Annotated in this window: 24 protein-coding genes; 12 read left to right on the top strand and 12 right to left on the bottom strand. The window is 49.3% G+C overall.

What is annotated here, in order from left to right:
* Positions 1 to 7: 7 nt before the first annotated feature.
* Complete coding sequence (locus tag CWE06_RS09250) at positions 8 to 574, top strand: hydrolase (RefSeq protein ID WP_126793400.1); 567 nt, start codon at positions 8 to 10, stop codon at positions 572 to 574.
* Positions 575 to 634: 60 nt separating this feature from the next.
* On the opposite strand, the gene CWE06_RS09245 is transcribed toward CWE06_RS09250, so the two are convergent.
* Both CWE06_RS09245 and CWE06_RS09240 read right to left on the bottom strand, forming a co-directional pair.
* Positions 635 to 1,978 (bottom strand): amidohydrolase family protein, encoded by a 1,344-nt coding sequence (locus CWE06_RS09245; RefSeq protein WP_126793398.1) that lies wholly within the window; start codon positions 1,976 to 1,978, stop codon positions 635 to 637.
* Positions 1,979 to 2,233: 255 nt separating this feature from the next.
* Entirely contained in the window at positions 2,234 to 3,112 is an 879-nt protein-coding gene (locus tag CWE06_RS09240; protein ID WP_126793397.1) for an ion transporter, read from the bottom strand.
* Positions 3,113 to 3,342: 230 nt separating this feature from the next.
* Between CWE06_RS09240 and CWE06_RS09235 the strand changes: the two genes are divergently transcribed.
* The 7 genes from CWE06_RS09235 to mnhG are packed head-to-tail and all read left to right on the top strand — an operon-like array spanning position 3,343 to position 9,400.
* On the top strand, positions 3,343 to 5,919 hold the full coding sequence (locus CWE06_RS09235) for a putative monovalent cation/H+ antiporter subunit A (protein ID WP_126793395.1): 2,577 nt from the start codon (positions 3,343 to 3,345) through the stop codon (positions 5,917 to 5,919).
* Positions 5,916 to 6,347, top strand: a complete 432-nt coding sequence (locus CWE06_RS09230) for a Na+/H+ antiporter subunit B (protein ID WP_126793393.1) — start codon at positions 5,916 to 5,918, stop codon at positions 6,345 to 6,347. The genes CWE06_RS09235 and CWE06_RS09230 overlap by 4 nt, the downstream gene beginning before the upstream one ends.
* A 12-nt stretch (positions 6,348 to 6,359) precedes the next feature.
* Positions 6,360 to 6,707 carry a Na+/H+ antiporter subunit C gene (locus CWE06_RS09225; RefSeq protein WP_126793391.1) on the top strand — a complete coding sequence of 116 codons (348 nt, stop codon included), beginning with the start codon at positions 6,360 to 6,362 and terminating at the stop codon, positions 6,705 to 6,707.
* Positions 6,704 to 8,212 (top strand): Na+/H+ antiporter subunit D, encoded by a 1,509-nt coding sequence (locus tag CWE06_RS09220; RefSeq protein WP_126793389.1) that lies wholly within the window; start codon positions 6,704 to 6,706, stop codon positions 8,210 to 8,212. Before CWE06_RS09225 ends, CWE06_RS09220 begins: the two co-directional genes overlap by 4 nt.
* The gene (locus tag CWE06_RS09215) at positions 8,209 to 8,682 is read left to right on the top strand and encodes a Na+/H+ antiporter subunit E (protein WP_126793387.1); all 474 of its coding nucleotides are present in this window, start codon (positions 8,209 to 8,211) and stop codon (positions 8,680 to 8,682) included. Before CWE06_RS09220 ends, CWE06_RS09215 begins: the two co-directional genes overlap by 4 nt.
* Before the next feature lie 15 nt (positions 8,683 to 8,697).
* A complete protein-coding gene (locus CWE06_RS09210) occupies positions 8,698 to 8,967 on the top strand; it encodes an MrpF/PhaF family protein (protein ID WP_126793385.1) in 270 nt (89 codons plus the stop codon).
* Positions 8,960 to 9,400, top strand: coding sequence for a monovalent cation/H(+) antiporter subunit G (gene mnhG, locus CWE06_RS09205; protein WP_126793383.1), 441 nt, complete (start codon positions 8,960 to 8,962; stop codon positions 9,398 to 9,400). Before CWE06_RS09210 ends, mnhG begins: the two co-directional genes overlap by 8 nt.
* A gap of 113 nt (positions 9,401 to 9,513) precedes the next feature.
* On the opposite strand, the gene cysK is transcribed toward mnhG, so the two are convergent.
* Positions 9,514 to 10,497, bottom strand: a complete 984-nt coding sequence (gene cysK / locus CWE06_RS09200; protein ID WP_126793381.1) for a cysteine synthase A — start codon at positions 10,495 to 10,497, stop codon at positions 9,514 to 9,516.
* Positions 10,497 to 11,426 carry a serine O-acetyltransferase gene (gene cysE / locus CWE06_RS09195; protein ID WP_126793379.1) on the bottom strand — a complete coding sequence of 310 codons (930 nt, stop codon included), beginning with the start codon at positions 11,424 to 11,426 and terminating at the stop codon, positions 10,497 to 10,499. The genes cysK and cysE overlap by 1 nt, the downstream gene beginning before the upstream one ends.
* 172 nt (positions 11,427 to 11,598) lie before the next feature.
* Here cysE and CWE06_RS09190 point away from each other — a divergent pair, with 172 nt between their 5' ends.
* Positions 11,599 to 12,894 (top strand): metal-dependent hydrolase family protein, encoded by a 1,296-nt coding sequence (locus CWE06_RS09190; protein ID WP_126793377.1) that lies wholly within the window; start codon positions 11,599 to 11,601, stop codon positions 12,892 to 12,894.
* A 104-nt stretch (positions 12,895 to 12,998) separates the two neighbouring features.
* Here CWE06_RS09190 and CWE06_RS09185 read toward each other — a convergent pair whose 3' ends face one another.
* Together CWE06_RS09185 and yihI are read right to left on the bottom strand one after the other, a co-directional pair.
* The gene (locus CWE06_RS09185) at positions 12,999 to 13,454 is read right to left on the bottom strand and encodes a DUF2489 domain-containing protein (protein ID WP_241972531.1); all 456 of its coding nucleotides are present in this window, start codon (positions 13,452 to 13,454) and stop codon (positions 12,999 to 13,001) included.
* 26 nt (positions 13,455 to 13,480) lie between these two features.
* Positions 13,481 to 14,014 (bottom strand): Der GTPase-activating protein YihI, encoded by a 534-nt coding sequence (gene yihI, locus CWE06_RS09180; RefSeq protein ID WP_126793373.1) that lies wholly within the window; start codon positions 14,012 to 14,014, stop codon positions 13,481 to 13,483.
* 930 nt (positions 14,015 to 14,944) lie between these two features.
* Here yihI and CWE06_RS09175 point away from each other — a divergent pair.
* Positions 14,945 to 16,765 (top strand): DUF885 domain-containing protein, encoded by a 1,821-nt coding sequence (locus CWE06_RS09175; RefSeq protein WP_126793371.1) that lies wholly within the window; start codon positions 14,945 to 14,947, stop codon positions 16,763 to 16,765.
* Between the two features lie 19 nt (positions 16,766 to 16,784).
* Here the strand turns inward: CWE06_RS09175 and CWE06_RS09170 are convergent, their stop codons facing one another.
* Entirely contained in the window at positions 16,785 to 17,681 is an 897-nt protein-coding gene (locus CWE06_RS09170; protein WP_126793369.1) for a DMT family transporter, read from the bottom strand.
* A gap of 91 nt (positions 17,682 to 17,772) precedes the next feature.
* Positions 17,773 to 18,426: a ribosome biogenesis GTP-binding protein YihA/YsxC gene (gene yihA, locus CWE06_RS09165; protein WP_126793367.1), complete on the bottom strand. Its 654-nt coding sequence runs from the start codon at positions 18,424 to 18,426 to the stop codon at positions 17,773 to 17,775.
* A 176-nt stretch (positions 18,427 to 18,602) separates the two neighbouring features.
* Here yihA and CWE06_RS09160 point away from each other — a divergent pair, with 176 nt between their 5' ends.
* Positions 18,603 to 19,238, top strand: coding sequence for a c-type cytochrome (locus CWE06_RS09160; RefSeq protein WP_126793365.1), 636 nt, complete (start codon positions 18,603 to 18,605; stop codon positions 19,236 to 19,238).
* A 107-nt stretch (positions 19,239 to 19,345) separates the two neighbouring features.
* Here CWE06_RS09160 and CWE06_RS09155 read toward each other — a convergent pair whose 3' ends face one another.
* From CWE06_RS09155 to polA, 3 genes are all read right to left on the bottom strand, one after another.
* A complete protein-coding gene (locus CWE06_RS09155; protein WP_241972530.1) occupies positions 19,346 to 20,188 on the bottom strand; it encodes an IS3 family transposase in 843 nt (280 codons plus the stop codon).
* On the bottom strand, positions 20,188 to 20,688 hold the full coding sequence (locus tag CWE06_RS09150; RefSeq protein WP_126793361.1) for a helix-turn-helix domain-containing protein: 501 nt from the start codon (positions 20,686 to 20,688) through the stop codon (positions 20,188 to 20,190). Before CWE06_RS09150 ends, CWE06_RS09155 begins: the two co-directional genes overlap by 1 nt.
* Positions 20,689 to 21,005: 317 nt before the next feature.
* A complete protein-coding gene (gene polA / locus CWE06_RS09145; protein ID WP_126793359.1) occupies positions 21,006 to 23,912 on the bottom strand; it encodes a DNA polymerase I in 2,907 nt (968 codons plus the stop codon).
* Between the two features lie 497 nt (positions 23,913 to 24,409).
* Here polA and elbB point away from each other — a divergent pair, with 497 nt between their 5' ends.
* A complete protein-coding gene (gene elbB / locus CWE06_RS09140) occupies positions 24,410 to 25,069 on the top strand; it encodes an isoprenoid biosynthesis glyoxalase ElbB (protein ID WP_126793357.1) in 660 nt (219 codons plus the stop codon).
* 106 nt (positions 25,070 to 25,175) lie between these two features.
* Here elbB and CWE06_RS09135 read toward each other — a convergent pair whose 3' ends face one another.
* Positions 25,176 to 26,366, bottom strand: coding sequence for a YdgA family protein (locus CWE06_RS09135; protein WP_126793355.1), 1,191 nt, complete (start codon positions 26,364 to 26,366; stop codon positions 25,176 to 25,178).
* Between the last annotated feature and the right edge of the window lie 37 nt (positions 26,367 to 26,403).

Raw genomic sequence — 26,403 nt, 5'->3', positions numbered from 1 at the left:
GGTTTGCATGTTCGACTATCGTTCTGCTGATGCGTTAAATCGCCTCGAGTCAGTGTTGCTTGTTATTGATATCCAAGAGCGTTTGCGCCCAGCAATCGCCCATGCCGACAGCATTGTCGCGAACAGCGAAAAACTTGCCCAAGTGAGTCATTTACTCGAAATTCCCGCCCTGATTACCGAACAGTATCCACAAGGCCTCGGCCATACAGCCGCGAGCTTAAAGGAGCATTTGACCCACGCCAAGGTCATTGAGAAGATTCATTTCAGTGCCATGCGCGAAGAGCACTTGCCGCTTGCTCTTGAGGAGCTCAAGCGTAATCAGGTCGTGGTTTGTGGCACTGAAACCCATGTCTGCGTCTTGCAAACCGTGCTTGATCTGCTCGAGGCCGAATATACGGTGTATGTGGTTGCCGATGCCGTTGGCTCGCGCAATGATGGTGACAAAGCACTTGCCCTGCAACGTATGCAAGCCGCTGGTGCGCATGTGGTCAGTTATGAAATGGTGGTGTTTGAATGGCTAGAACGTGCCGGTACCGACACGTTCCGCCATATTTCCAAACACTTTATCGTGTAGCTGGTAAAGTAGCCGTTAAAGTAGCTGGTAAAAAAGCCATCTGCAGGCCGCTGCTGCGGCCTACTCTGCTCGATACGCCGCAGCAATCTCAGCGAGTTTGGCCTCAATTGCGCTGCGGCTATGCCACTGCCCTTGGGCCATCACGCCAACTGGCTCATACAGCGTGCTGATATTCTCAAGCGGGTTCTCGCCGACCAACAACAAGTCGGCGCGATGTCCTACGCGGACTTGACCAAACTCGTCTTGTTGAGCGAAATACTGACCAACCGCCACCGTACCCGAATAGATAATGTCATATGGCGTCATACCAGCGTCGACCATGAATGGAATTTCCCGGCGCATCGACAGGCCTGGCACGCTAAATAACTGCGGTGCATCGGTACCCAAAAGAATTTCTGCGCCAGCTTCATACAATGCAGCAAGAAGGCGTTGACGGTTTTCCTGATGCACTGCCGCTGTGTTACCGGTGTAATACACACTTTGCGGATCGTCTAAAAAGTTAAACCAACCAGCGCGCACCTGTTGCGGTACGTATTGCAGTTCAGGGTATGCCCGCATTGCCTCCGCGTCACCAGCGCCAATTAAGGTCGCCCACAAGGCTTGGGTTGGCACCACGCCAACACCATGGGCAACCGTAAATTCTGCCAATTCTTGTAACACTTCATCACTGACAGGCTGCTCAAAGCCGTCCACTTCCGCCAAGTAACCGTCAAGGTGGTCGATAGTGCGACTTCCAAGGATAATTGCGTGACGAATACCTACATCCGTCGGCACATGGCCGGCAAAGTCGATGCCCTGCTCGTGTGCTTCTGCGGCAATCGCTTGGTATTGGTCAAGGCTTAAACCCGGATGAATTTTTAACAGATCCCAACCTTCTTCCGCATGCTCACGAACTCGCTGCCGTGCCTGCGCTCGGTCACGCACGGTGTTGCTGTTAAAACTTGGGCCGGCAAGGTACAGCGTTGGACCAATACGACGACCTTCCGCAATATCGTCTTTCAACTGCAACTGATGAGGATGCCCAAGCATGCCGCGGACGGTAGTCACCCCGCCGGCAAGGTATAAATACAAGACATCGTCTAAATAGCGCTCAGGAATTCCCGTAAATGACTGGGTTGGCGGCACATGACCATGCATTTCCGCTAAACCGGGCAATAAATACCGACCTTCACCAGTAATGCGTTGTGCATGGGCGGGAATCTCAACATCGCCCTGTGCACCCATTGCAATAATCCGGTCACCCTGAATCACGACCGTTTGTTGGCGTAGAATTTGCCCTTGGTGTTCCGGCTGCATGGTCAGAACATGAACGTTTTCAAATACTGTCACATGCTCATTTGCAGTCGCAGCGGTTACGCTGAGTCCGAACAGCAATGACACCAGAAAAGAACCTAGCTTTGCCATGTTTAACCTTCCTATCTGAATACTTGCCGTTGTCACCGATTCTTGCTGAATCGCATTGAACGGTAGGTGTGAGATTATGCGAAACCACATCGCTAACATCATGTAGAAAACGATAACGTTGCAATCAGTATAGTTGGATCTCACACGACTTCACGTCGGATTTGTTCGTCTTACTGTCTCAAATACTGCGGTCTTAAATACCACTGCCTCTAAAACCAGTGCCTCGAATAGCCGGCGGAACTGGTGTTAATTTGTTTAACGGTCTTTCTGCTCTGTCGATAAACGCTCGACAGAACCTTCAGGCGTGCGCTTAGCCGGCACAATTTGTCTGTGCATGTCCTGTATTTGCTGTTGCATCATAGCCATCTGTTCACGCATCCAATGAATATCCGCGGCTTCTCCTTTGCCGTCCTCCACTTCTTGGGCAGCACTCTCTTTTTGCATCGTTTCGAGCACAATACCGATCATCATGTTCAAGAAAATAAAGGCACTGAGGAAGATAAAGCTGACGTAATACAGCCAAGACATCGGATAGACTTCCATGGTCTCGTACATGATCGACGTCCAGCTCTCAAACGTCGCTATACGGAACAGTGTGAGCATGGCAATGGTAATATTCTCCCAATAGAACGGGTTAATATCACGGAAGATAAAGCTGCCAACGGCGCCGTAAATATAGAAAATAATGAACATGAACAAGGCAACATAGCCCATGCGCGGCAGCGCTTTCAAAAACGCATTCATGAGCACACGCAGCTCCGGCACAATCGAAACTAAGCGTAGCACTCGGAAAACCCGCAGCAAACGCGCCAAGAGCACGCTTTGACCACCATCGACTGGAATTAAGCTCGCGACCACAATGACAAAGTCGAAGATGTTCCAACCCGACTTAAAGAAGTCGCGGTAGCGCTTTTCGGCAAGCATGCGAATTGCAATCTCAACCACAAAAAATACCGTGACCGCCCAATCCAGTACATCCATGATTTGGGTAAAACGGGTTGTTTCCTCGTAGGTTTTCGCACCCACAACCAAGGCCGAAAAAATAATAATCGCCACGACAATAAGCTCAAAAACCTTATTGCTGCGTAAGTTTTCGAAGCGTACTTGCCAAGTTTGGTAATCTGCTCGTTCCATTTTTACGTTTACTTCTCTTCAACACGGAATTAGGGCGCAATCTAGAGCTGGAAAGACTAATTTGCAAGGGTTAAATAAGGGTGCGATCACGCAATTGCAATGATGAATGATTAAACTTTTCGGACGAGTTTACTTACAGATTTTTTATGATTTATGCTAGATTATCCCGTTCGACGCGCCGATATTTTCGGTAACTTATTGATTTTGGGTTTGCTGAAAGAGGAAAACGCATGCAACTAGCCGTTCTGGTGATCTACCTTGCAGCACTCGTAACCCCTTGGTTATTCGTGCAGCATCAGCACCGAACCGCCTACTTAATGGCTATTGTGCCCGCAGCCTTGACCATTTGGTTCGCCGGACACATTCCACTCATTGCTAGCGGTGAAGTACTGATCCACGAGTTTGCTTGGATTCCCGGTCTCGACATCTCGTTTACTATGGTGCTCGATGGCTTATCACTGATGTTTGCATTGCTCATTTGCGGTATCGGTACATTTATTGTGCTATACGCAGGAGCATACCTGAAGGGCCATGAAGACCAGAACCGCTTTTTAGTGGTGCTCCTGTCGTTCATGGGCTCCATGCTTGGCTTAGTCCTGGCTGATAATCTCATTACCCTCTTCGTATTCTGGGAGCTCACCAGTATCACCTCGTACTTGTTGATTGGTTTTAACCATCACCAAGAAAGCGCTCGGAAAGCGGCGTTACAAGGGTTAATCGTGACCGTTGCCGGTGGCCTCGCGCTGCTTGCTGGTATTGTCATGCTCGCGATTGCCGGTGGCTCGTACTCAATTCAAGAAATTCTCAATAGTAGCAACAGCGTGACCAGCCATGCGCTGTACACCGGCATGCTCATTTGTTTGCTACTGGGTGCCTTTACCAAATCTGCTCAGTTCCCATTCCATTTCTGGTTGCCAAATGCCATGGCAGCGCCAACGCCAGTGAGTGCTTACTTACACTCTGCGACAATGGTCAAGGCTGGTATCTATTTATTGGCGCGCCTGCAACCGCAACTTGGCGGTACTGAACTGTGGACAATTATTCTTAGTACATTTGGTGCCTTAACCTTATTTACCGGTGCCTTTATGGCCTTGCGCAGCACTGACTTGAAAAAGTTGCTGGCCTACTCCACCGTCATGGCTCTCGGTACCTTAACCTTGTTACTCGGTATTGGCACCGAGCTCGCAATGCTTGGTTTTGCCGCTTACTTGCTTGCGCATTCACTCTACAAAGGCGCGCTGTTTATGCTCGCCGGGATTGTCGACCACGAAGCCGGTAGTCGCGAAGTTACAGAGCTCGGCGGTTTACGCAAGTACTTACCGGTCACAGCGGTCCTAACCGGGGTTGCCGCGTTGTCTCTGGCCGGTATTCCGCCGTTATTTGGTTTCGTTGCCAAGGAGCTCTTGCTGGAAGCCATGATTGAAGGCGCATTCGCATGGTTTATCTACGCCTTGGTCATCGTCGGTTCCATTTTCATTGTCACCGTAGCGGCCGTCATTGCTCTACGCCCCTTCTTTGGTGCCTTTAAAGCACCTAAAGCGGCGGAAAAGATTCACGAACCGCCCATCGCCATGCTCGCTGGTCCTATCGTGCTAGTGACTCTGTCGCTAGTGGCTGGCCTGCTACCGGGCTTGGCTGGTTACTGGATTACACAACCTGCAACAAATGCCGTTGCTGGCACGGTTGTCGATGGCTACCTAGCACTCTGGCACGGTATTAATCTGCCGCTGATGCTTTCAGCTGTTAGCTTAATTGCCGGTTTAATCTTATTTAAAGTATGGGACGGTACCCGTGCACGCTTACGCGTCCTTGACCCGATTATTGCTCGTGGTCCTGAGCGCGGATACTTCTGGTTTATGGACGCGATTGTTTGGGTCGCCGAATGGCAAACCCGCAAATTGCAGAATGGTTCCATGCGGAACTATTTGCGCACCATCGTCTTAGTATTCGTCGGCTTAACCGGCTACACCTTGCTGAGCCGTTATCAGATTCACTGGAACTTTGACGTGTCGGTGTACTTCCATGAGATCATGGTGCTTGGCGTCCTAGTGGCCGCAGCCATCACGGCCAGCGTCACCCATTCACGCTTGGGTGCGGTTGCCGCTATGGGTGGCGTTGGTTACACCATCGCGCTGGTGTTCATCTTGTTCAGTGCACCTGACCTTGGTATTACCCAAATCCTCGTCGAAACCTTGACGGTTATTTTGTTGGTATTGGTCTTGTTCCGCTTGCCAAGTTTCTCGAACATCTCGACGACCCGCGAACGCATCCGCGATGCGGCGGTGGCGCTGACCGTTGGTGTACTCATGACCTTCTTAATTATGATTACTATCGATGTGCAACTATTTGAGCCGATTTCCGGTTATATGATCGAAAACAGTTATCCGCTCGCGCATGGTCGCAATATCGTCAACGTGATCTTGGTTGATTACCGAGCCCTCGATACCCTCGGCGAAATCTTCGTGCTCGCGCTTGCTGCCATGGGTGTCTACGCGATGATCAAGTTCAATCCGCAAACTGCGCCTGGAGCGAACCACTTCGCCGGTACGTTAATTCTGCCGCCGAAGAAGATCCCAGAGAAAGACATCGTGCATTCGCTCGACGAAATTCATCAAGCCATGTTGGAAAAAGAGAATATCGTTGCGCCTGGTGATTTCGATGCCACCAATGAGCGAAAAATTGCTGCCGCAAGCGATGCAGAATCCAATCCAGACTTAAGTCCGGACGCTTCTGATGGTCATGATGACGACCCGAACGAAGGTGAGCAAAGCGATCAACAACAAGGCAAGGAGGACAAACCGTCATGATGAAACCAGGTACACTGATTTTACATGCCGCTGCGCGCTTTTTAGTGCCTCTGCAGCTGCTGTTCTCTGTCTTCTTGTTATTGCGCGGCCATAATGAGCCAGGCGGTGGTTTTATTGCCGGTCTTGTCGCCTCTGGGGCTTTCGCGCTTTATCTGTTTACTTTTGGTGCCGCTGTTACTCGCGATCTAATGCGTGTCGACCCGCGCAACCTGATCGGTATTGGCCTGTTTTTTGGCATGATCTCGGTATTCCCAGCACTCTTTAATGGTGAGCCATTACTGACTGCACAATGGTGGCCAATCATGTTGCCAGGCGGAACCGAAATTAAGCTTTCGACCCCACTTATTTTTGATATCGGTGTTTATTTCGCGGTATTCGGCTCGGTCATGCTGATGCTCATCGCGCTCACCGAAGCAGAAGAACACTAACAGGAGGCATAAATGGAACCCATAATGGCCATTGTCGTTGGCCTCTTATACGCAGCGGCAATCTACATGATGCTCCGACGCAGTATTGTTAAGCTGGTCATCGGCCTCATGCTGATTTCGAACGCCGCAAACTTATTAATCTTCACCTCAGCAGGGATGACTCGGGGCGGACCACCCTTGATTCCAGAAGGCGCTGTATTGCCTGAAGGCGTCATTGCCGACCCGTTACCGCAAGCATTGATTCTGACCGCGATTGTAATCGCTTTCGGGGTACTCGCTTTTGCTGTTGTACTTATTCACCGCGCGTACAACATCCTGCGTACCGACAACTTGGATCAGATGAAGGATACTGACACGTGAGTTTAGAAGTCGCTCTGCCAATAATTATTCCTTTAATGACCGGCACGCTGTGCGTCATGTTATGGCGCTACAATGTCATTCAGCGTGTCCTTTCACTGCTTGGCAGCTTAGCCTTGCTAGGTGTCAGCATTTGGTTATTGATTAGCGTTATCGACCAAGGCCATGTCGTGATGTACATGGGTAACTGGGTCGCACCGTTCGGCATTACATTAGTCGCCGACATGCTCAGTGCCATTATGGTGGTGCTCACCGGGATGATGGCTGTTGCAATCGCCATTTTCTCGCTGTCGTCAGCTTCCCCAAGCCACGAACGCTTTGGTTATTACCCGCTCATGCACTTGCTTCTTGCTGGTGTAGCTGGCTCGTTCCTAACCGGTGACATCTTCAACCTGTACGTATGGTTTGAGGTCATGCTCATTGCCTCATTCGCACTGCTGATTCTTGGCGGCGAACGAGCGCAAATGGAAGGTGCGGTCAAATATGTCACCTTGAACTTGCTGTCGTCAGCTATTTTCCTCAGTGCCATCGGTTTGCTCTACGGCATTACCGGTACCCTGAATATGGCCGACATCGCGGTGAAACTCGGAGCTGCGGAAAATACCGGCATGGTCGACGTCATTGCCGTGATGTTCATGGTCGCGTTCGGGATTAAAGCAGCTGCCTTCCCACTGTTTTTCTGGTTACCCGCGTCTTACCACACCGGACCGGTAGCGGTGTCCGCTCTATTTGCCGGACTGTTAACCAAGGTTGGGGTGTACGCATTATTCCGCGTCTTTACCCTGATTTTTAACCAGAACGTAGACTTTACCCACGAGCTGCTACTGTGGATGGCGGCGTTAACCATGCTGACCGGTGTTCTCGGTGCGGCGGCGCAGTTTGAGTTCCGCCGAATCCTGTCATTCCACATTGTCAGCCAGATCGGCTACATGATATTGGGGCTCGCGTTATTTACGCCGCTTGCCATCATTGGTGGCGTGTTCTACATCATGCACCACATCATTGTGAAGACGAACCTGTTCTTGATCAGTGGTATTACTCACCGCTTGCTTGGTTGTTACGACCTCAAGAAGCTCGGTGGTATTTATAAAGCGCGGCCGTTCTTAAGCATATTGTTCTTAATTCCAGCATTATCACTTGCGGGAATCCCGCCGCTCTCTGGCTTCTTCGCGAAGTTTATTATCATTCGCTCGGGTGTCGAAGCATCTGCTTGGGTGGTGACCGGTATTGCGCTCCTCGTTGGCTTGCTGACCCTGTACTCAATGATCAAAATTTGGTCTGAAGTCTTCTGGAAGAAACTGCCGAAGGGCCAAGACGATACCGCGTTAACTGCTGGTAAAACACCATCGTCATTGGTCATTCTTTATATTCCGGTGGTCTTGCTGGCCTTGTGTACCTTGTACATCGGCCTTAACGGTCAACCGATTTATGACCTTGCTGAGTTCTCAGCGCGCCAGCTGCTGAACCCACAAGCCTACATTGATGCAGTGTTAGGAGGTGGCTCATGACCGGTTTTATGTGGAACCTGCTACTTGCCGTCACTTGGGTCGTTTTAACCGGTGACGCGGGTGGCGTAAACCTGATCTTCGGCATGCTCGTCGGTTATGCTGTGCTCGGTGTTATGCAGCGCCAAATACCTGGTATCCGCGGCTATACACGGCGGCTTCCGCGCCTGATTAAGTTCATCTTTTTCTTTCTAAAAGAACTGGTAATGGCCAACCTTACCGTTGCGTTCGACATTATCACTCCAGTTTGGCACATGAAGCCGGGGGTGATTGCCATGCCACTGGAAGCCAAAACCGATTTAGAAATTACCATGGTAGCGAACCTGATCTCGTTGACGCCGGGCACATTAAGCCTCGACGTTTCCGATGATCGGCGGGTGCTGTTTATTCATGCCATGTTCCTGGACAACGAGCAGGAGCTCCGGAACAGCCTTAAAGATATGGAGCGTCGGGTCTTAGAGATCTTACGCTAACCAAAAGGAGGACCTGTGCATATTGTTTATTTACTAACCTTTGGGTTACTCAGCATCGCGTTTGTACTCATTTTCATTCGCTTGATTCTGGGTCCGACATTACCTGATCGGGTTGTTGCGCTCGAGTTACTTGCGACCGTAGCGGTAGCGATGACCGGTACCTATGCAATTTTTACCGACCGCTCAAGCTTTATCGATGTCGCGATTGTGGCGGCGTTAACTGCATTCTTAGGTGCAATCGGCTTTGCCCGCTTCTTAGAACGAGGAGGCCCGCGCGATGATTGAGTATATTTTAGACTGGATTATTGCCATTCTGATGTTGTCTGGCGGCATGTTTACCTTGCTTGCTGCGGTAGGTATCTTACGCCTGCCAGACCTGCTGACGCGAATGCACGCAAGTACCAAAGCGGGTGCATTAGGGGTGGCCCTGATGATGGCAGCAGCAATGCTGCACTTTAACGACCTTGTCGTGATTGCTAAAGCGCTTGCGGTGGTGATGTTTATTTTTATCACGGCCCCCATTGCTGCACACGCCATCGGTCGCGCCGGCTACTTCGTTGGCGTGCCTATTTGGGTAAAAACCGTAAAAGACGAGCTGTTTAACCGTTACGACTCAGACACTCACCGCTTACGCAGTGGCTTAGAAACACCGGAAGAGCTCGCAGCGCTGAAACCAAGTAAAGATAAGCCGCGAATTCGCGTCAGTACGAAGAAATAAATTAGCTGCGAAACAGCGAATACAAAGGCCTGCATCAAGAGATTGAAGCAGGCCTTTTTGTTCTTGTAAGGTGGTATTTAATTCTGACTTGCCGCACTCATGTGCAGAATAGTTTAAGGCTCCAGCTCTTCGGCTGTGAACAAGTCTTTAAACAATGGCGTGCTTAAATACCGTTCTGCCGAGCTTGGCAACACCACAACGATGGTTTTTCCTGCGTACTCCGGTAGGCAAGCAATGCGGTTTGCAGCAACCACAGCGGCGCCCGACGAGATACCAGCGAGAATCCCTTCCTCGCGCATGAGCCGATGTGCCATCGCATAGGCTTCATCATTCGTGACTTGCTGAGTGCCAGTAATTAAGCTCAAGTCTAAGTTCTGTGGCACAAAGCCAGCGCTAATACCTTGAATTTTATGAGGGACGTGAGTCAGCTCCGAACCTGCAATGGTTTGACTGATGAGCGGCGAGTCCGCCGCTTCGACTGCCCAAATCGCCAATGGCTGGCCTTGCTTTTTAAAGTAGCGGCCAACCCCGGTTAGCGTGCCACCAGTGCCCACCCCAGCAACAAAGACATCGACCTGCCCTTGCAAGCTGGCATGAATTTCGGGACCTGTCGTTTCTTCGTGAATCGCGGGGTTCGCAGGGTTCTCAAATTGGCGTGTAAAATAGTAGCGTCCCGGCTCTGCCGCCATTAACTCTGCTACCTTCGCTAATGCGCCTTTCATACCATTCTCAGCGGGTGTCAAAACGATCGTTGCGCCGAGGGCTTTCATCAGCTTACGGCGTTCTAAACTAGCCGAGCGCGGCATCACCAATGTCACCTTGTAGCCTTTCGCAGCGGCTACACTGGCAAGTGCGATACCGGTATTACCTGAAGTCGCTTCAATGAGCTCCTGATTGGCGCTGAGTGCACCACTGCGCTCAGCCTCACGCACGAGACCAAGCCCTAAGCGGTCTTTGACACTACCAGCAGGGTTACGGCTTTCCATCTTGGCATACACGCGAGCCTTTGCATCGCTGCTTAGCACTCGGTTTAAACGGACGAGCGGCGTAAAGCCGATGCTGTCGGCGTTGTTCTCAAATACACTTGGAAACGTCATCAGTTACTATCCTTTTTCTGCTGGCTTTCAGTGCTAGCTGTGTCAGTGGCTTCTGCATCAGTGCTTTCTGTTTCAGTGCTTTCTGTATCAGAGCTTTCTGTATAAGTACTTTCTGCATCAGTAGCCTTAACCCGAATCCGTGCCGCTTCTTTCTCGGCCTGAAGAATGTCTTCGTCTTCTAGCTCGATGGGTGGCAGATCGCCACAGACATTGCCACCCATGCGGTTAATCGTTTTGCACATTTCCGCCACACGTTCATCGAGCACGTGTACATGGTCAAGCATCCGTCCCATCACCGTCGCCACGGGGTCGGGGTTGTCCGGCGACACCGCATAGGCATCAAAACCATATTTCTTCGCCATGGCTTCGCGCTTATCTTTTGCATCGGAGTGACTGTCTGCTGCCGCTGGTTGGGCTTGACTAACAATACGACCCGGAATGCCAATGACGGTTGCACCGGCGGGCACGTCGCGAACAACCACAGCGTTCGAGCCAATCCGCGCGTTTTCCCCAATCTGCAGCGGGCCTAAAACTTTTGCGCCAGCACCAATGACGACACCGTTGGCAAGGGTTGGATGGCGCTTACCGTGCTTCCAACTCGTACCACCTAAAGTAACCCCATGGTACAAAGTACAGTCATCACCAATTTCTGCGGTTTCACCAATCACCACGCCCATGCCGTGGTCAATAAAGAAACGGCGGCCAATTTTTGCTCCCGGATGAATTTCCACACCGGTAAGCCACCGCGCAATGGTGGATATCCAGCGTGCCAGCCATTTTAGCTTCCAGCGCCATAAGCAATGGCTAAAGCGGTGAATCCAAATAGCATGAAGTCCTGGATAGTTCGTCAGTACTTCAAAGAAGTGACGAGCGGCTGGATCGCGTGCGTACACACTGGCGATATCTTCGCGAATTCCGCGGAATAACATAAGCGACTCTCTGTCGTTTGCTTAGTCCAAAACACGGCAATGACCTGACCTAGATAATCCATTGCCGTACCACTAATATGTGTTAAGTTGATGCAATTATAACGTTTATCAAGCCCAAGCGGAAAATACACTAAAAATTTCTGCACGGAAGCGCATACAACGAGGAACTTCTATGAAAATAACATTAAAACGAACGCTACTCAGCGCCTGTTGTTTCGCTGCCATGTCTTTACCGGCAGCTGCGGATACGTTAATTCATGCGGGAAAGCTCATTGACGGTACCGGGGCAAATCCACTGACTAATTTAACCATCCGGATTGTCGATGACCGCATTGTTGCCGTCGAGCGCGGCTTCACTGAGCCGACTAGCAATGACACGGTTATTGATCTCTCGGATAAAACCGTGCTGCCCGGCTTTATTGACATGCACACCCATATTACTTCGCAGTCTGAACCGGGCTCTTACTTACACCGCTTTACGCATAACCCCGCCGACACAGCGTTTCGCGCCGCGTATTTTGCCAACATCACCCTCAATGCTGGGTTTACCACGGTGCGCGATCTCGGCGACAGCTTTGCCACCAGCGTTTCATTACGTAACGCCATCAATAGCGGCTATGTTCCCGGACCACGCATCTATACGGCGGCGAAGTCATTAGCGACCACTGGCGGCCACGCCGATCCGAGCAATGGCTATCGCCAAGGTCTAGTGCCAACGCCAGGCCCAATGGAAGGTGTACTGAACGGAACTGATCAAGCCCGCCAAGCGGTTCGTGCGCGTTACCAAGAAGGCGCCAACTTAATCAAATTAACCGCGACAGGTGGTGTTTTGAGCTTAGCTGCTTCCGGTGACAACCCGCAATTTATGGACGATGAGTTAGCCGCCATTGTTGCAACTGCCCGTGATTACGATATGAAGGTTGCGGTACACGCGCATGGAAAGGACGGTATGGTGCGCGCAATTAAAGCAGGGGTCGACTCGATTGAACATGGCACCTACATGGACGAAAGCGTATTTGCCCTAATGAAAGAACACGGCACGTACTATGTACCGACGATTACAGCCGGCAAATCGGTGGCCGAACGTGCGGAGATTCCAGGCTACTTCCCACCTCAGGTTGCCGCCAAAGCACGAACCATTGGGCCATTGATTCAAGACACTTTCAGCCGCGCTTATCAGGCGGGAGTTAAGATCGCCTTTGGCACCGATGCCGGTGTTTTTGACCATGGCGAGAATGCACGCGAGTTTGTCTACATGGTGGAAGCCGGTATGCCGCCTCTAGAAGCCATTACTACAGCGACGAAGCATGCTGCTGAGTTACTCGGCGAGTGGGATAATTTAGGTAGCATTACCGCTGGCAAATATGCCGACATCATTGCTGTTGATGGTGACCCACTCGAAGATATTCGTGTGCTGGGTCACGTCCGTTTTGTCATGAAAGGCGGTGTTGTTTACCGCCATGACTAGGTTGCAATTAAGTGTTTGAGTGCCTAAGTGCTTGAGTGCTTACGTGCTTAAGTACTTAAGTGCGCTATAACCAAACAAAGTAAGGGCGAAATAGTGTCGTCGGCTTAAAGCGCCTGACGACGCTCTTTCACCCAAACTAACAAGGTCGCGACATCCGCTTGAATCGCTTCTTCCATTTCGACCTCATAACCTTCACGCTCTAAGTCCATTTTCCGAATTTCTTTTTTCGGAAATTCTTTGCGTGCGTCATGGGTCGGCATGTGTTTAATCCGATCATGCATCTCATGAATTGCCGGCCAACGGGCGGCGTAGCCCGCTCGCTCAGCGTCTGGCAAATTATCTAAGAGAACGGCAATACGAATACAGCCTTCCGAGAGCGGACACTGGTCTTGCTGCATGGCTAAGGCAATCGTGTGAATGCTTTCATGCAAGTAGTTGTTTCGTTTCGCTTCACCAGCTGCCAGTGCTTTGTTTTGCGCACGCAAGCGCGCCAACAACAGACCAGCATAAACACTCAAGCCAGCTATAATCACGATTCCTAACACTGCTAAAAGCCACATCACTATAGACACCTCATTATTCATAGTTAATCGTTTTTGTCGTCAGATTCGTCGTCAAATTCGAAATCAAACTCATCAACGCTACTGAAGCGCTCACCCGACGTTTCATACTCGACATTATCATCGCCTTCATCCCAATCATCGTCGAGCTCGTCAAGGTCAATGCCAAGCTGTTCAGCGAGCTCTTGATAGCGCGAGAGCTTCTCGTCCACATACGCTTGATCCGCTTTATTGAGTACGTAGCCAGACTCTAACTTGGTCAATAGGTCTTGTAACTTGCGGTCGTTCTCAAGTTGCGCAAATTCCAGCTCTGGCGTGAGCGCTTGCGCAGCCACTTTTAACGCGATCGGTTTTTTCGATCCTAAGCGCGGATCGGATGTGTTTTTACCTTTGGCGGCGCCGTGAAGTTTTTGGCTTTGGACACCGTAGCGACTGCCCGGCTTTTGCCCCTTACCTTTGTCTTTGCCTTTCGGCTCAGTCTTCTTGGCGTCTGTGGGCGTACGCTCCACTTTTCGTGGTGCCAGCGGACCCGGTTTGCGAGACTTTTTAATGCGCGTCATATAACGATGCTTACCCTATAGCGAATCGAGATGGAAAATCTACCCTATAGGATAACGTATTCTGCGTGTTTCAGCATTAAGAGATGAATTTTACGGCAGGGAGAAAATAAAAAAGGCGATGAAATCATCGCCTTGATTTGAACCCGCACACCCCCCCAGGGTGAATTCGAGAACGATTGTCGCTAGTTCCTACATTATTATTATTCTTCCGTGTTTTACTTGCCTCTTTTTATCCGCACTTCAGGAGGAGCCTTGAGGTTCCGCCGGTGCGCCTTTTTCTCAGCAAGAATTTTTTACTGCAAAAACCTTTTTGCTAATAACAGACTGCAACACTTGTCATTATTCGTATTTATGTTTTGTTCGCGCTGTTTTCTTGGTGAAACATTCACGAACTTGCGCTGTTAGCTTTACTGCTATGAAGACCCAAAACAGAAGGTTACGCAGTGCTTTCCCAAAATGTTATGTCGCCTCCTGGCGTATTTTTATTCCCTTTGGTCGTTTTTGTTTTTATTTTTGTTAACGACTTTTTAATTTTCGCTTATTGAGCTCAGCCCTAAGCGTTGTATCGAGAGACTATCACAAAATTACAACAAGTCACCAATTAATTTCTGTTTTTTTCTATTTTTTCTTGGTGAATGCTGTTTCGGCATTCGCTCAGGCCTTATTTCGTCTGGCTTTGAGCGCCCTAACCTGGGTCACTGCCGAGGAGCTCTCGAGGCTTTCCCCTTGTCCTTATAGCGCCCTAGAATACGAAAAATCGAAGTGAAAGCAACTATTGATTCGTTATAAAAATGAGCTTTTTATTCAAAATTGAATATTTTTACAACGATTGTATAACTTTTAATATAGATCTAAGGGGGTGGCAACCTGGCTGATTCCATAGCAGAATGAGGCCTAAGTTTTTGAGTCCGTAATGAAAAGGTATCCTTCATGCAAAAAAAAGCAACGCTTCTTCTCACCAGTGCAATTTTACTTGCCTTATCGGGCTGCCAGAGCACAGCGACTAATTCAGGAACCGCAAGTTCAAATACTAATCGTACAGGCTCTGTTGTAACCGCTGCTGCAGTCACCGCAGACGCTAAGTTTACTGAACTTGCTGAGCAAGCATGGGCCTATAATCAAGGTCAGTATTTAATTGCCCGGGGTGCGGACGGCCGCCCTGGCGATCGATTGAACGACATTTCTCCGGAGGCTCTGCAAGAGCGCTACGAAACTCGTAAAGGGTTTTATCAACAGCTTGCCGCTATGGATGCAAGTACGCTCAGCGCTGACAATCAAATTAACCGTGACATGTTGATGTATGCATTGCGCAATCAGATTTCGCAGTACGAATTCAACATGCACTTAATGCCGCTGACCAATGAAACCGGCCCACATAACACCATCGCCCGCTTGCCACAGCAAGTGCGTTTTAATGGTGCGGATGACTTCAATCGCTATTTGCAACTGCTCAATGACGTGCCGGCCTGGCTAGCGCAGCAAACAGCCTATATGCGTGAGGGTCTCGAGCGCGGCATCGCGCAACCGCAGGTTGTCCTGCAAACCTTCCCTGCTGGCGTACTGGCCTACGTGACCGTTGATCCTGCCGAGAGTATTTTTTATCGTCCAATTCACCAAGCGCAACGTTGGTTAACCGACGAGCAGTTCCGTGACCTCGAAATTGAAGCGCAAACGATCATCGCAACGCAGGTGAACCCAGCGTTACAAGACTTTCATGACTTTTTAGCAAATGAATACGTGCCGAACACACGTACTGACATCGCGGCGACTGACTTGCCGAATGGTCATGCTTTCTATGCAAATCGAGTTAAGCACTACACCACGCTCGACCTCTCCGCCGAGGAAATCCATGAAATTGGGCTTGCTGAAGTCGCGCGTATTCGCGCAGAAATGCAGGAAGTCATTGATGAAGTTGGATTTAATGGCAGCTTCGCCGAGTTTATCCACTTCCTCCGGACCGACCCGCAGTTCTATGTGGAAACTGGCGAAGAGCTCCTGAAAGAAGCGGCGTATATTGCCAAGCGCGCTGATCATGTCCTGCCGCGCTTGTTCCGGCATTTACCACGAACGCCTTATGGCGTTGTGCCGGTACCTGCAGAGATTGCGCCAAATTACACCCAGGGTCGTTACTCAAGTGCATCACGTGACGATGAAGCCGGTGAATATTGGGTGAACACCTATGCTGTGGAAACTCGCCCGCTTTACGAGTTAGAAGCGTTAACACTGCACGAAGGTGTGCCGGGCCACCACTTACAAATCGCGCTCGCGCAGGAAATGGAGAACGTTCCAGATTACCGTCGTTCAACCTATATTTCTGCATTTGGTGAAGGCTGGGGTTTGTATGCCGAGTACTTGGGCTTAGAAACTGGCTTCTACCAAGACCCTTACAGCAATTTCGGTCGTTTGACCTATGAAATGTGGCGAGCTGCTCGTTTAGTGGTCGATACCGGTATGCACGCACTCGGCTGGAGTCGCGACGAGGCTGTGGAGTTTTTAGGTAGCAATACCGCGCTCTCACTGCACAACGTCAACACCGAAATTGATCGTTACATTAGTTGGCCAGGCCAAGCCTTGTCGTACAAGCTCGGTGAGTTGACCATTAAGCGCTTGCGAGCTGAAGCTGAAGCAGCACTTGGAAATGATTTCGATCTGCGTGAATTCCATGACGAAGTACTGAAGAATGGCAGTGTGCCGTTAGCAACACTTGAGCAGCAAATTCGCGATTACATCCAAGGAAAATTGGCGCAGTGATAAACACTGCGCCTTTATGCTAACCGCGAGCTGGAATCGGTTTGCGGTTAGCTAACCACACCCCAAGAAGAATAAAGCCCATGCCGGCAAATTGGTATGCGCCGATAGTTTCCCCACTCAAGACACCGAGGGTCATGGCGACGATAGGAATCAAGTAGGTCACTGAACTGGCAAATACCGTTGTTGCAATTTGGACTAAGTGATTGAACAGAATCAACGCCAACGCAGTACCAACAACACCTAACACAACGACAGCGGTGAATGAGCCCCATGCAGTGGTATCGGTAAGTTTGCTCGCCACTTCACCTGGGCCGATTAAGTACAAGACCGCAATCGGTAAAACCATAAGCAATGACACGCCCGTAATCGTCAATGGTGTTTGATCCGGTAAGTAGGTCTTAATCAAGTTTAAGTTCATGCCATAGCAGAAAGTCGCCGCGACAATAAACAAGGCATAGCTATTGATGGTCAGCTGCCCAGAAGCATTGAGCAACACTAGCATCAGCGTGCCGCCTAAACCAATCAGTAAGCCAAACACCGTACGGCCGGTGACCCATTGCCGGAAAATAATCGCGCCGATAATTAACGTGAACAATGGCGTGAGTGCATTCAGTGCGCCGGTGACGCCGCTGTCGATGCGGGTTTGTGCTAAGGCAAACAGAAAAGCAGGCAAGAGACTTCCGGTTAAACCCACCGATGCGACCACAAACCATTGGTGACGCTTCAGACGGTGCATGCGCACAATCGCAAACGGCGCCAAAAAAGCCGCTGCTGCCGCTAGGCGGACCGCTGCTACTTCAACTGGTGTGAACGTCAATAAGCCCATTTTGATTAACCAAAATGAGCTGCCCCAAATAAGTGCTAAGGTAAAAAGCTTAGCCCATGTGGACCACGGGTAAGGTACTGAATCGGTCATGCTATTCCTGTGTCTGGAGTCTTGCTGTGGCTTTCAACACTGCAGGTGGAACACCTCTCGACTAGTCGAGGCGAGCGCTTCGGTGGAAACGCTACGACTGTATACTGCCTTCCGTGGACGATTGATCATCCTCATCGGCAGGTAAACTAAACCAACCTTGCAAAATTCGCTCTAAGTCCGGCAGCCCACTTTTATTCAACGACGAAAAGGTAATCACTTGCACGTCACCATTAAAGCCTGGCAACGCTTCTTGAATTTGCATCAGTGTCGCTTTCCGCGCGCCGCTTTTTAATTTATCCGCTTTGGTCAGCACCACAAGCACCGGCAAGTCGCTTTCCACGGCCCAATGAATTAACTCTTGGTCCAAGTCTTTCATTGGGTGACGAATGTCCATTAATACAACTAAACCACGTAGACATTTGCGTTTTTGGAGGTACTCCGAAAGTGCCTGTTGCCATTTGTGTTTCATCGCTAACGGAACTTTCGCGAAACCGTAACCGGGCAAATCGATTAAGCGACGGCCGTCATCCAAACTAAATACATTAATTTGCTGGGTACGTCCCGGGGTTTTACTCGTCCGCGCTAGGCTTTTTTGCTTGGTGAGGGTGTTCAACGCGCTTGACTTCCCAGCGTTCGAACGCCCAGCGAAAGCGACTTCTAGCCCTTCGTCGGCAGGAAGATGACGAATGTCGGGTGCACTTGTAATAAATCGTGCGGATTGAAAATGTACGCTTTGGCTACTCACTACGAACCTCAATTACTCAGGAAGGTCGGGTATTATGAACGAATAATAGGCTACCGCCAACCTAAGAACCGTCAATCAGACGTTTCATCGCGGCGAGAATCGTGTAAAATAGCGTCTGGAATTTTTTTCGGGCTTTGGCCCAGCTGAAGACAAAGAATAAACAGAGAAGAGAGATCATGAAAAAACTCGCGATTCTATGTGGTTTTGTGTTGTTCGCCAGTGGCGCTGCTACGGCTCAAGCCGATGTTCAAGGCGATGCCGAAGCTGGGCAGTCAAAGTCTGTTACTTGTGCGGCATGTCACGGCCAAACGGGTACCAGCCCTTCTGGCGACTTCCCGAACATTGGCGGCCAAGGCTACAAATATTTAGTTAAGCAATTAATGGACTACCGTTTAGGCGCGCAAACAAATGGCGCTGAAGGTCGTAACAACATGCTCATGGCCTCACAGGTTGTGAACTTAAGTGACCAAGACATCCATGACCTTGCTGCATTCTATGCAAGTCAAGAACATCCGGTTGGCACTGTTGACGAAGAAATCGTCGAAGAAGCACAGCGTTTGTTTATGGGTGGCGATTTGGATCGCGGCATCACTGCCTGTGCAGCGTGTCACGGCCCAAGCGGCTTAGGTATGGGCTTAGCAGCATTTCCATTGTTAAGCGGCCAGCACGCCGAGTACACAGCGCTCACTTTAAAAGAGTTCCGCTCTGGTGACCGCAGCAACGATCCAAACGGCATGATGCGTGATATCGCAGCACGCTTAACGGACCGTGACATCGAAATCTTGTCAAAGTACATTCGTGGTCTGTATTAGGAACACTCGGGTGATTTAAACGAAATACGCGATAACCACCCTTTTGTTAAGATTATTAAGAACCGCTACTCCTCGGATGAACTGACCCCATAAAGTTGGACTCATTTCTAAGCGGCTAACAAGGCCTGATTTCGATAATCAATCGGACTCAGGCCTTTTAGTTTGAGCTTAATTCGTTTGGTGTTGTAATAATCGATGTATTCTTTGATGTTTTCAATGAGTTCATCGGCGCTTTTAAATACTTCATTGTGATACATCTCTGTTTTTAGGATTGCAAAGAAGTTCTCTGCTACTGCATTATCTAGACAGTTACCTTTCCTCGACATGCTCTGCGGTAAACCTTTTTCTCTCATTTGTCGTTGGTAAGCTCTATTTTGATATTGCCAGCCTTGGTCAGAGTGGATGATAGGCATTTCATTCGGCCTAAGCTTACCTATCGCTTTCCTCAGCATGTCTGTAACTAGCGGTAACGTCACGGATTTACGGACTTCATAACTGACCACTTCTTGATTAAAAAGGTCGATGACAGGGGAGAGATACACCTTTTGCTCCCCGACTTTGAACTCTGTCACATCAGTAACCCACTTTTGGTTTGGCTTATCCGCTGTAAACTTTCTTTGTACTAAATCCGGCGCTATTCGACCGACTTCACCTTTGTAGGACTTATACCGTTTAGGTCTTACTTTTGACTTCAATCCGAGTTCACACATAAGTCGTTGCACACGTTTATGGTTCACTGACATGCCGGATAAACGCAGTGTAAGGGTTATTCTTCGATATCCATAACGTCCTTTATGCGCATGGTAAACCTTCTGGATTTGAGACTTCAAAGTTTCATCAGGGCATACTCGGCTTATGGATTGCCGATGGTAGTAATACACGCTTTTGGGTAAGCCTGTTGCTTTGAGTAAATGCTTTAAATTAAATCTCGCCTTGAGCTCATGGACCACTAGGGTCTTTTCTTTGCTTGTTTCTTTTTTGCTTGAGCCAAGGCTTCTAACTTTTTTAAGACGGCATTTTCCGCACGCAGGTAGTCTAATTCTTCCCGTAACTCTTTCTCAGTCATCTGCTCTGACGGTTTAGGCTCAGAAGGGTTATGCTTCATACGGGGTTTGCCTCTCTTCTTTGGAATAAGTCCGGGGATACCTTCGAGAGAATAAAGCTTTTGCCACTGAAATAATATTCCTGGCGATGATAAGTCATAGTATGCACTGGTATAAGCGAGCGACCAGTCATTCAATTGCATCGCTTTTAACGCATTCATTTTGAAAAACGATGTGTAAGGATAGTCTGAGTGAAGAAAACTACTTTCGCCATGAAGTCGATAAACCGATGACCAATAGCGGATTTGCCTAGATGAAACATTGAACCTTCGACCTAGCTCCAGTGAGCTTTCGCATTGCGCAAGTTTGGCTAGTTCAAGCTTAAATGTTCTTTGATGTTTGGACATAAAAAGACCCCCAGTAATTGGAATGTCCAACTATTGGGGGTCAGTTCACGGAGTGGCGGTTTTTTTATTGCTTGAGTTTAACCGGCCGTAGCTAACGCCCAATAAAAAGCCCCGGGCAAATTGACCGGGGCAAATGATGTCCAGGGAAAACATCTTGGGAGAGCATTACGCTCACTAAGTATGAGTCCCAATTAGGAAAAAAGTTTCGGATAAAATTTTGCTGTTTTTCAGTTGGTTATAAAATAACCAGATAAAATACTGAACTGACAGCTCAGTTGCGTAGGCATACCCGCCTCCGCTATCCAAACAAATAGCCGTTAGTGCGCCTCGTCCCAGTTGTCTCCAATACCCGCATCGGCAATTAGCGGCACATCAAGGGTGACTGCTTGTTCCATCACTGCGACAAGTTTCGGTACATAGGTGTCGACCTTATCGGCGCGAATTTCAAAAACCAATTCATCGTGCACTTGCATGGTTAGGAACACATCACCTTCGGCCACGTTGCTAGGGTCTTTCAGCCATGCGGCAACATCAAGCATGGCTTTTTTCATGATGTCGGCTGCAGAGCCCTGCATCGGGGCGTTAATTGCTGCACGCTCCGCGGCATTGCGGCGCATTGCATTACGCGCGTTAATTTCTGGCAAATACAGGCGGCGGCCAAAGATTGTTTCCACATACCCCTGTGCTGAAGCTTGTTTGCGGGTACGTTCCATGTAGTCTTGCACACCAGGAAATCGCTCGAAATACACATTCATATAGTGCTGGGCGTCATTACGACTGATATCGAGTTGACGTGCCAAACCGAATGCCGACATACCATAAATCAGGCCAAAGTTGACCGCTTTGGCACGTCGACGCTGCTCAGATGTCACCTCTTCAAGTGGCACACTAAACACTTCCGCAGCCGTTGCTTTGTGAATATCGCGACCACGAGCAAACGCTTCTAAGAGGCCTTTTGACTGCGACAAGTGCGCCATAATCCGTAATTCGATTTGCGAATAGTCAATCGCGACGACTTTGTAGCCTTGCGGTGCTATAAACGCTTTACGTACTCGCCGACCTGCTTCGTTCCGAATCGGAATATTCTGTAAATTCGGATCGGTTGACGACAAGCGCCCGGTCGCTGTTACCGCTTGATGATACGACGTATGAATACGGCCGGTTTGGGCTTTAATCATACGTGGTAATTTATCGGTATAGGTCGACTTCAGTTTCGCCAAGCCGCGATGACGTAGAATTAAGTCGGGTAATGGATAGTCCAATGCAAGCTCTTGCAGTACTTCTTCTGCTGTCGACGGCGCACCTTTGGGGGTTTTCTTCTTCACTGGCAGACCGAGCTGCTCGAAGAGTATGCTTTGCAGTTGCTTCGTCGAGTTTAAATTGAACGGTTCGCCAGCAATCTCAAAAGCGTCCTTCTCAATTTCTGCTAACTCTTTGGTAATTTCTTGGCTCTGCTTGGCTAGCTGGTCGGCATCGACTTGGACACCACGTCGCTCCATCATCGCCAAAATAGGAATCAGTGGTAACTCGAGCTCCCGCAATACCTCTTGCAGGCGTCCTTCGGCTAATACGCGCGGCCACAAGACTTCATGCAAACGCAAAGTAATATCCGCATCTTCCGCCGCATACGGAGCAGCTTGGGCGATGGACACCTCGTCAAAGCGCTTTTGTTTGCTACCTTTGCCGGCAACATCTTCATAGGCAATGGTTTTATGACCTAAATGCTGTAACGACAACGTGTCCATATCGTGGCGCGAACTGGTGCTATTCAGCACGTAGGACGCCAGCATAGTATCGTTGAAGATCCCACGGACACGAATACCATAGCGTCGAAACACATGCATATCGTACTTAATATGCTGACCTATTTTTTGCGGTTTCGCGTCTTCTAATAATGGCTTCATTTGCGCCAGCACCCAATCGCGATCGAGCTGCTGCGAACCGTCGAGGTCTTGGTGCATCAGTGGCACATAGGCGGCCTCACCTGGTGCAACCGCGAAGGAAATACCCACTAACTCGGCTTCCATGTAATCAATACTGGTGGTTTCCGTATCAATGGCGAAATAGTCAGCCTGCTGCAAACGCTTCAGCCAATCGCTAAATGTGTCTTTGTCGGTGATAGTGACATAACGACTGCGGTCAATGGGCGCCAACGCAGTGCTGTTTTCTGCTGCATTTCCTGCACTTGCCGCACTACTTGTTGCGTTAGCAGCCGAATTCGCGTCGCGCGCGTCTTTATCCTTACCGTTGCCATTTACGCCTTCGGCTTTATCCATACCTGTTTCGAGTGCCTTGGCGGCATGGCCAGCACCAGCATGTTCCGCTGATTGCTCACCTTTTTCGAGTAGCTCACCTAACCATCGTCGGAATTCACACTGCTTATACAGCTCGGCTAAACGCTCGTCGTCGGGTTCGGCAAGGATTAACTGTTCTGGCTTGAGATCCAGCTCCACATCGAGCTTAATCGTTGCCAACTCTTTCGACAGCAGCAAAATATCGCGATGTTCTTTAAGCTTCGCCGGCATGGTTTTCGCGCCGCGGAAACTAAGCTCAGCAACTTTGTCTGGATTAGCCAACATGTTCTCAATGCTGTCCATGCCAGCGAGCATCGCTAACGCTGTTTTTTCACCAACGCCCGGTAAGCCAGGAATGTTATCTGAGCTATCGCCCATGAGCGCAAGAAAATCGATCATCTGATCCGGGCGCACACCATATTTTTCGGGTACCGCCGCTTCGTCCAGTACTGTGTTTGTCATGGTGTTAATTAAAATGACATGCTCATTAACCAACTGCGCCATGTCTTTGTCGCCAGTACTAATGAGGGTCGTTCGGCCTTCTTGCGCGGCTTGCTGGGCTAGAGTGCCAATGACATCGTCTGCTTCGACACCTTCGATACTGATGAGTGGCAATCCCATAGCCCGGATAATTGCATGCAGCGGTTTAATTTGCGAACGCAGGTCATCCGGCATCGGTGGTCGATTGGCCTTGTACTCCGCATACATGTCATTGCGGAATGTCGTCCCTTTTGCGTCAAAAACCACGGCCATGTGTGTTGGATGATACTGGTTCAACAAACTCCGCAGCATATTCACAACGCCATAGATTGCCCCCGTCGGTTCACCCGCAGAATTAGTTAAGTGTGGCGGCGCATAATAAGCGCGAAACAAATAAGAAGAGCCATCAACAAGAATAAACGGCTGGTTGGGAATTTGTGGTGACGACATAGCAAAAAAACCTGTTTCTGATAGCACAGTAGAATGCTGTAAGAATGCCACAGACTTGCCATTCTGGCTAATCGGGAAGAATAATTTAGTCGATCACGGAATCCGTGCGAACAACCTGTGGATAACTCTGTGAAAAACGATCGATTCTGCCGTAAATCCGAAGCATCGGATAGCAGCATGAAATGAATGTAAGTGCTTGATTTAACAGGGATAGAACCGCAACCCAGACTGCCTATTTTTGTTTTTGTTGGCTTTTGAGCCAGCTGTGGAAACCGCTTTAGTCGAACTTCAATCAAAGATAGTTTAAAGTACCGACTTAGTGCCGTTTGTGACAAATCGCTCGTCACAATTTATATTTTTTTGTAAGCAATTTCCTAACAGGTTTGACAGATTAGCACAATCAATCGCCAATACCAGATCAAAATTCGATCTTTTTTAACATTTTTTGATCTGAGCAACGGCGTTTTTATAAACGAAAATAATTGAGGAGTGAGGCTATGAAAAAAATCGCTGTTTTATTAAGTGGTTGTGGTGTTTTTGACGGCAGCGAAATTTATGAGACCGTCATCACCCTACTCGCAATTGAACGCAACGGTGCGAGCTATCAATGTTTCGCTCCCAATAAAGATCAATTCCACGTGATCGATCATCACGCCCAACAACCTGTGTCCGAAACTCGCAACGTGCTGACGGAAGCTGCGCGTTTAGCACGTGGCAATGTCAAACCGTTACACGACCTGAAGGTTCATGAGTTTGACGCCCTAATTATCCCAGGTGGCTTTGGCGCCGCGAAAAACTTTTCAGATTTTGCCGTCAAAGGCGCAGACGCAGCTGCGGACCAAGACGTGGTGGCATTCTGTCAGCAGTTTGCCGCAGCCAAAAAGCCGGCTGGCTACATGTGTATTGCCCCAAGCCTATTGCCTTTCGTGTACGGTCATGGCATTCAATTGACCATCGGCAATGACAATGACACCGCTCAAGCCCTTGAGCAGCTGGGTGCAAAACACATTGACTGTGCGGTCAGTGACATTGTTGTTGACGAGCAGCACCGCGTGGTCACGACTCCGGCATATATGCTAGCAGGCTCTTTAAGTGAAGCGGCCAGTGGCATCGACAAACTCGTTGCCAAAGTTCTGAGCTTAGCAACGACCGACTAACGCCGGCAGCACCCGAAAACAAAAGGCCCAACGAGTTAGGTTGGGCCTCTGGCTAGTATGCATGTTGGTTACTGGTGCTTTCGCACTGCATATTCATTTGCGCCAACTATTGGATCGGAAAGCCATTCGCTTCTAACACGCCATTCTCAATTGTCAGGCGTAACGGCATTTCTTGCGCTTCAGCAGGTAAGGTCAACAGTAGCATTTGCATCATGGGTGGCATTTCCGCAACCGTTAAATCCAAGCGCACGCCATTCATTACCCAGCCGTAATCTACCAGTTCATCGTTTTCGAGCAGTTCCAAAGTTTCGAGCCAAACGTCAAGCATGAGCGCGACTTTACCGCTCATTGTTAAGGTCCCAAATTGCTCGCTGGTGCCGTTAAATCGCGTTAATTCTAGCTCTGGCTCTTGCGTTTCTAGGTTCAAGCTTTGGACCAATTCAAGATCAAAATCATCCATCTCACCGGTGAGAAAGTATTGCTGGATTTTAATCACGTCGTTCGCCAAGACACCGTTTAAACGCCATTCCATATCCACCTCATTGCGACCTTCGAGGAAAGGAATATCCATGGCCGTTGTGCCATAGAGAGTCGCCGTGTCGCGCGTCAGATCCATAAAGAAGGTGTAGCGGATACCGTCACTTTGCCATTGCTCTTGTTCACCGGTAAATGACATGCTACCGATGTCGACACGCAGGTCGACGACTTCAGCGATGCCATTGCGGATTTGCGTCCCCCAGTGCGCTTTAACGTCGTTCATGGATAGGACATCGATGCCAGGCGTACCAATTTTGACGGACGGAAATTGCCAGTCGGCCACAACCTTATTACCAACGAGAGCTACCTGTACTGTAGCTGGCGCAATATCGAAAACCATACCATCAAATTCGGCTTTGAACTCGTCTGCTGCATAGTCAACAAACAAGCCACCGCGCGATACTTTTCCGGTCGACGTGTAGGTATAAGGTGCTATCGGCTCATCGGCTAAAATGCTCGTGAACTGACTGCTTCCTTGTCCTTGCCAACGTGCACTGAGGAAGCCATAGGTAAGGTGAACTTCTTCTGAAAATGTGAGAGACATTGAGTCATCGACGGCATTCTCGCCATAAACTCGAAGCTTACCGGAACGAAAACCTTGCTCGAGCCATTCCACATTAATCGACACTTCATGGTATTCGGAAAACTCGGTTAGCATCCGCGGCAATTGCTCTTCAGCCAGCTTTTTCGTGGTCAGAACGCCCGCTATGTAACCTGTTACAGCCAAAATAATGACCACAATTAAAATATTCTTTTTCATAATCTTCCCGATAGTTTTTGCTTAAATTCAGCGACTT

The organism is Aliidiomarina haloalkalitolerans, assembly GCF_003987315.1.
Taxonomy (GTDB): domain Bacteria; phylum Pseudomonadota; class Gammaproteobacteria; order Enterobacterales; family Alteromonadaceae; genus Aliidiomarina; species Aliidiomarina haloalkalitolerans.
The sequence above is the reverse complement of the archived record's forward strand: the minus strand, read 5'-3'. Positions and strand labels throughout refer to the sequence as shown.

Excerpts from the sequence above, each read along its gene's own strand:
- CWE06_RS09250 (WP_126793400.1), top strand. The coding sequence starts at position 8 with ATGTTCGACTATCGTTCTGCTGATGCGTTAAATCGCCTCGAGTCAGTG.
- CWE06_RS09245 (WP_126793398.1), bottom strand. The coding sequence starts at position 1,978 with ATGGCAAAGCTAGGTTCTTTTCTGGTGTCATTGCTGTTCGGACTCAGC.
- CWE06_RS09240 (WP_126793397.1), bottom strand. The coding sequence starts at position 3,112 with ATGGAACGAGCAGATTACCAAACTTGGCAAGTACGCTTCGAAAACTTA.
- CWE06_RS09235 (WP_126793395.1), top strand. The coding sequence starts at position 3,343 with ATGCAACTAGCCGTTCTGGTGATCTACCTTGCAGCACTCGTAACCCCT.
- CWE06_RS09230 (WP_126793393.1), top strand. The coding sequence starts at position 5,916 with ATGATGAAACCAGGTACACTGATTTTACATGCCGCTGCGCGCTTTTTA.
- CWE06_RS09225 (WP_126793391.1), top strand. The coding sequence starts at position 6,360 with ATGGAACCCATAATGGCCATTGTCGTTGGCCTCTTATACGCAGCGGCA.
- CWE06_RS09215 (WP_126793387.1), top strand. The coding sequence starts at position 8,209 with ATGACCGGTTTTATGTGGAACCTGCTACTTGCCGTCACTTGGGTCGTT.
- mnhG (WP_126793383.1), top strand. The coding sequence starts at position 8,960 with ATGATTGAGTATATTTTAGACTGGATTATTGCCATTCTGATGTTGTCT.
- cysK (WP_126793381.1), bottom strand. The coding sequence starts at position 10,497 with ATGACGTTTCCAAGTGTATTTGAGAACAACGCCGACAGCATCGGCTTT.
- cysE (WP_126793379.1), bottom strand. The coding sequence starts at position 11,426 with ATGTTATTCCGCGGAATTCGCGAAGATATCGCCAGTGTGTACGCACGC.
- CWE06_RS09190 (WP_126793377.1), top strand. The coding sequence starts at position 11,599 with ATGAAAATAACATTAAAACGAACGCTACTCAGCGCCTGTTGTTTCGCT.
- CWE06_RS09185 (WP_241972531.1), bottom strand. The coding sequence starts at position 13,454 with ATGTGGCTTTTAGCAGTGTTAGGAATCGTGATTATAGCTGGCTTGAGT.
- yihI (WP_126793373.1), bottom strand. The coding sequence starts at position 14,014 with ATGACGCGCATTAAAAAGTCTCGCAAACCGGGTCCGCTGGCACCACGA.
- CWE06_RS09175 (WP_126793371.1), top strand. The coding sequence starts at position 14,945 with ATGCAAAAAAAAGCAACGCTTCTTCTCACCAGTGCAATTTTACTTGCC.
- CWE06_RS09170 (WP_126793369.1), bottom strand. The coding sequence starts at position 17,681 with ATGACCGATTCAGTACCTTACCCGTGGTCCACATGGGCTAAGCTTTTT.
- CWE06_RS09160 (WP_126793365.1), top strand. The coding sequence starts at position 18,603 with ATGAAAAAACTCGCGATTCTATGTGGTTTTGTGTTGTTCGCCAGTGGC.
- CWE06_RS09150 (WP_126793361.1), bottom strand. The coding sequence starts at position 20,688 with ATGTCCAAACATCAAAGAACATTTAAGCTTGAACTAGCCAAACTTGCG.
- polA (WP_126793359.1), bottom strand. The coding sequence starts at position 23,912 with ATGTCGTCACCACAAATTCCCAACCAGCCGTTTATTCTTGTTGATGGC.
- elbB (WP_126793357.1), top strand. The coding sequence starts at position 24,410 with ATGAAAAAAATCGCTGTTTTATTAAGTGGTTGTGGTGTTTTTGACGGC.
- CWE06_RS09135 (WP_126793355.1), bottom strand. The coding sequence starts at position 26,366 with ATGAAAAAGAATATTTTAATTGTGGTCATTATTTTGGCTGTAACAGGT.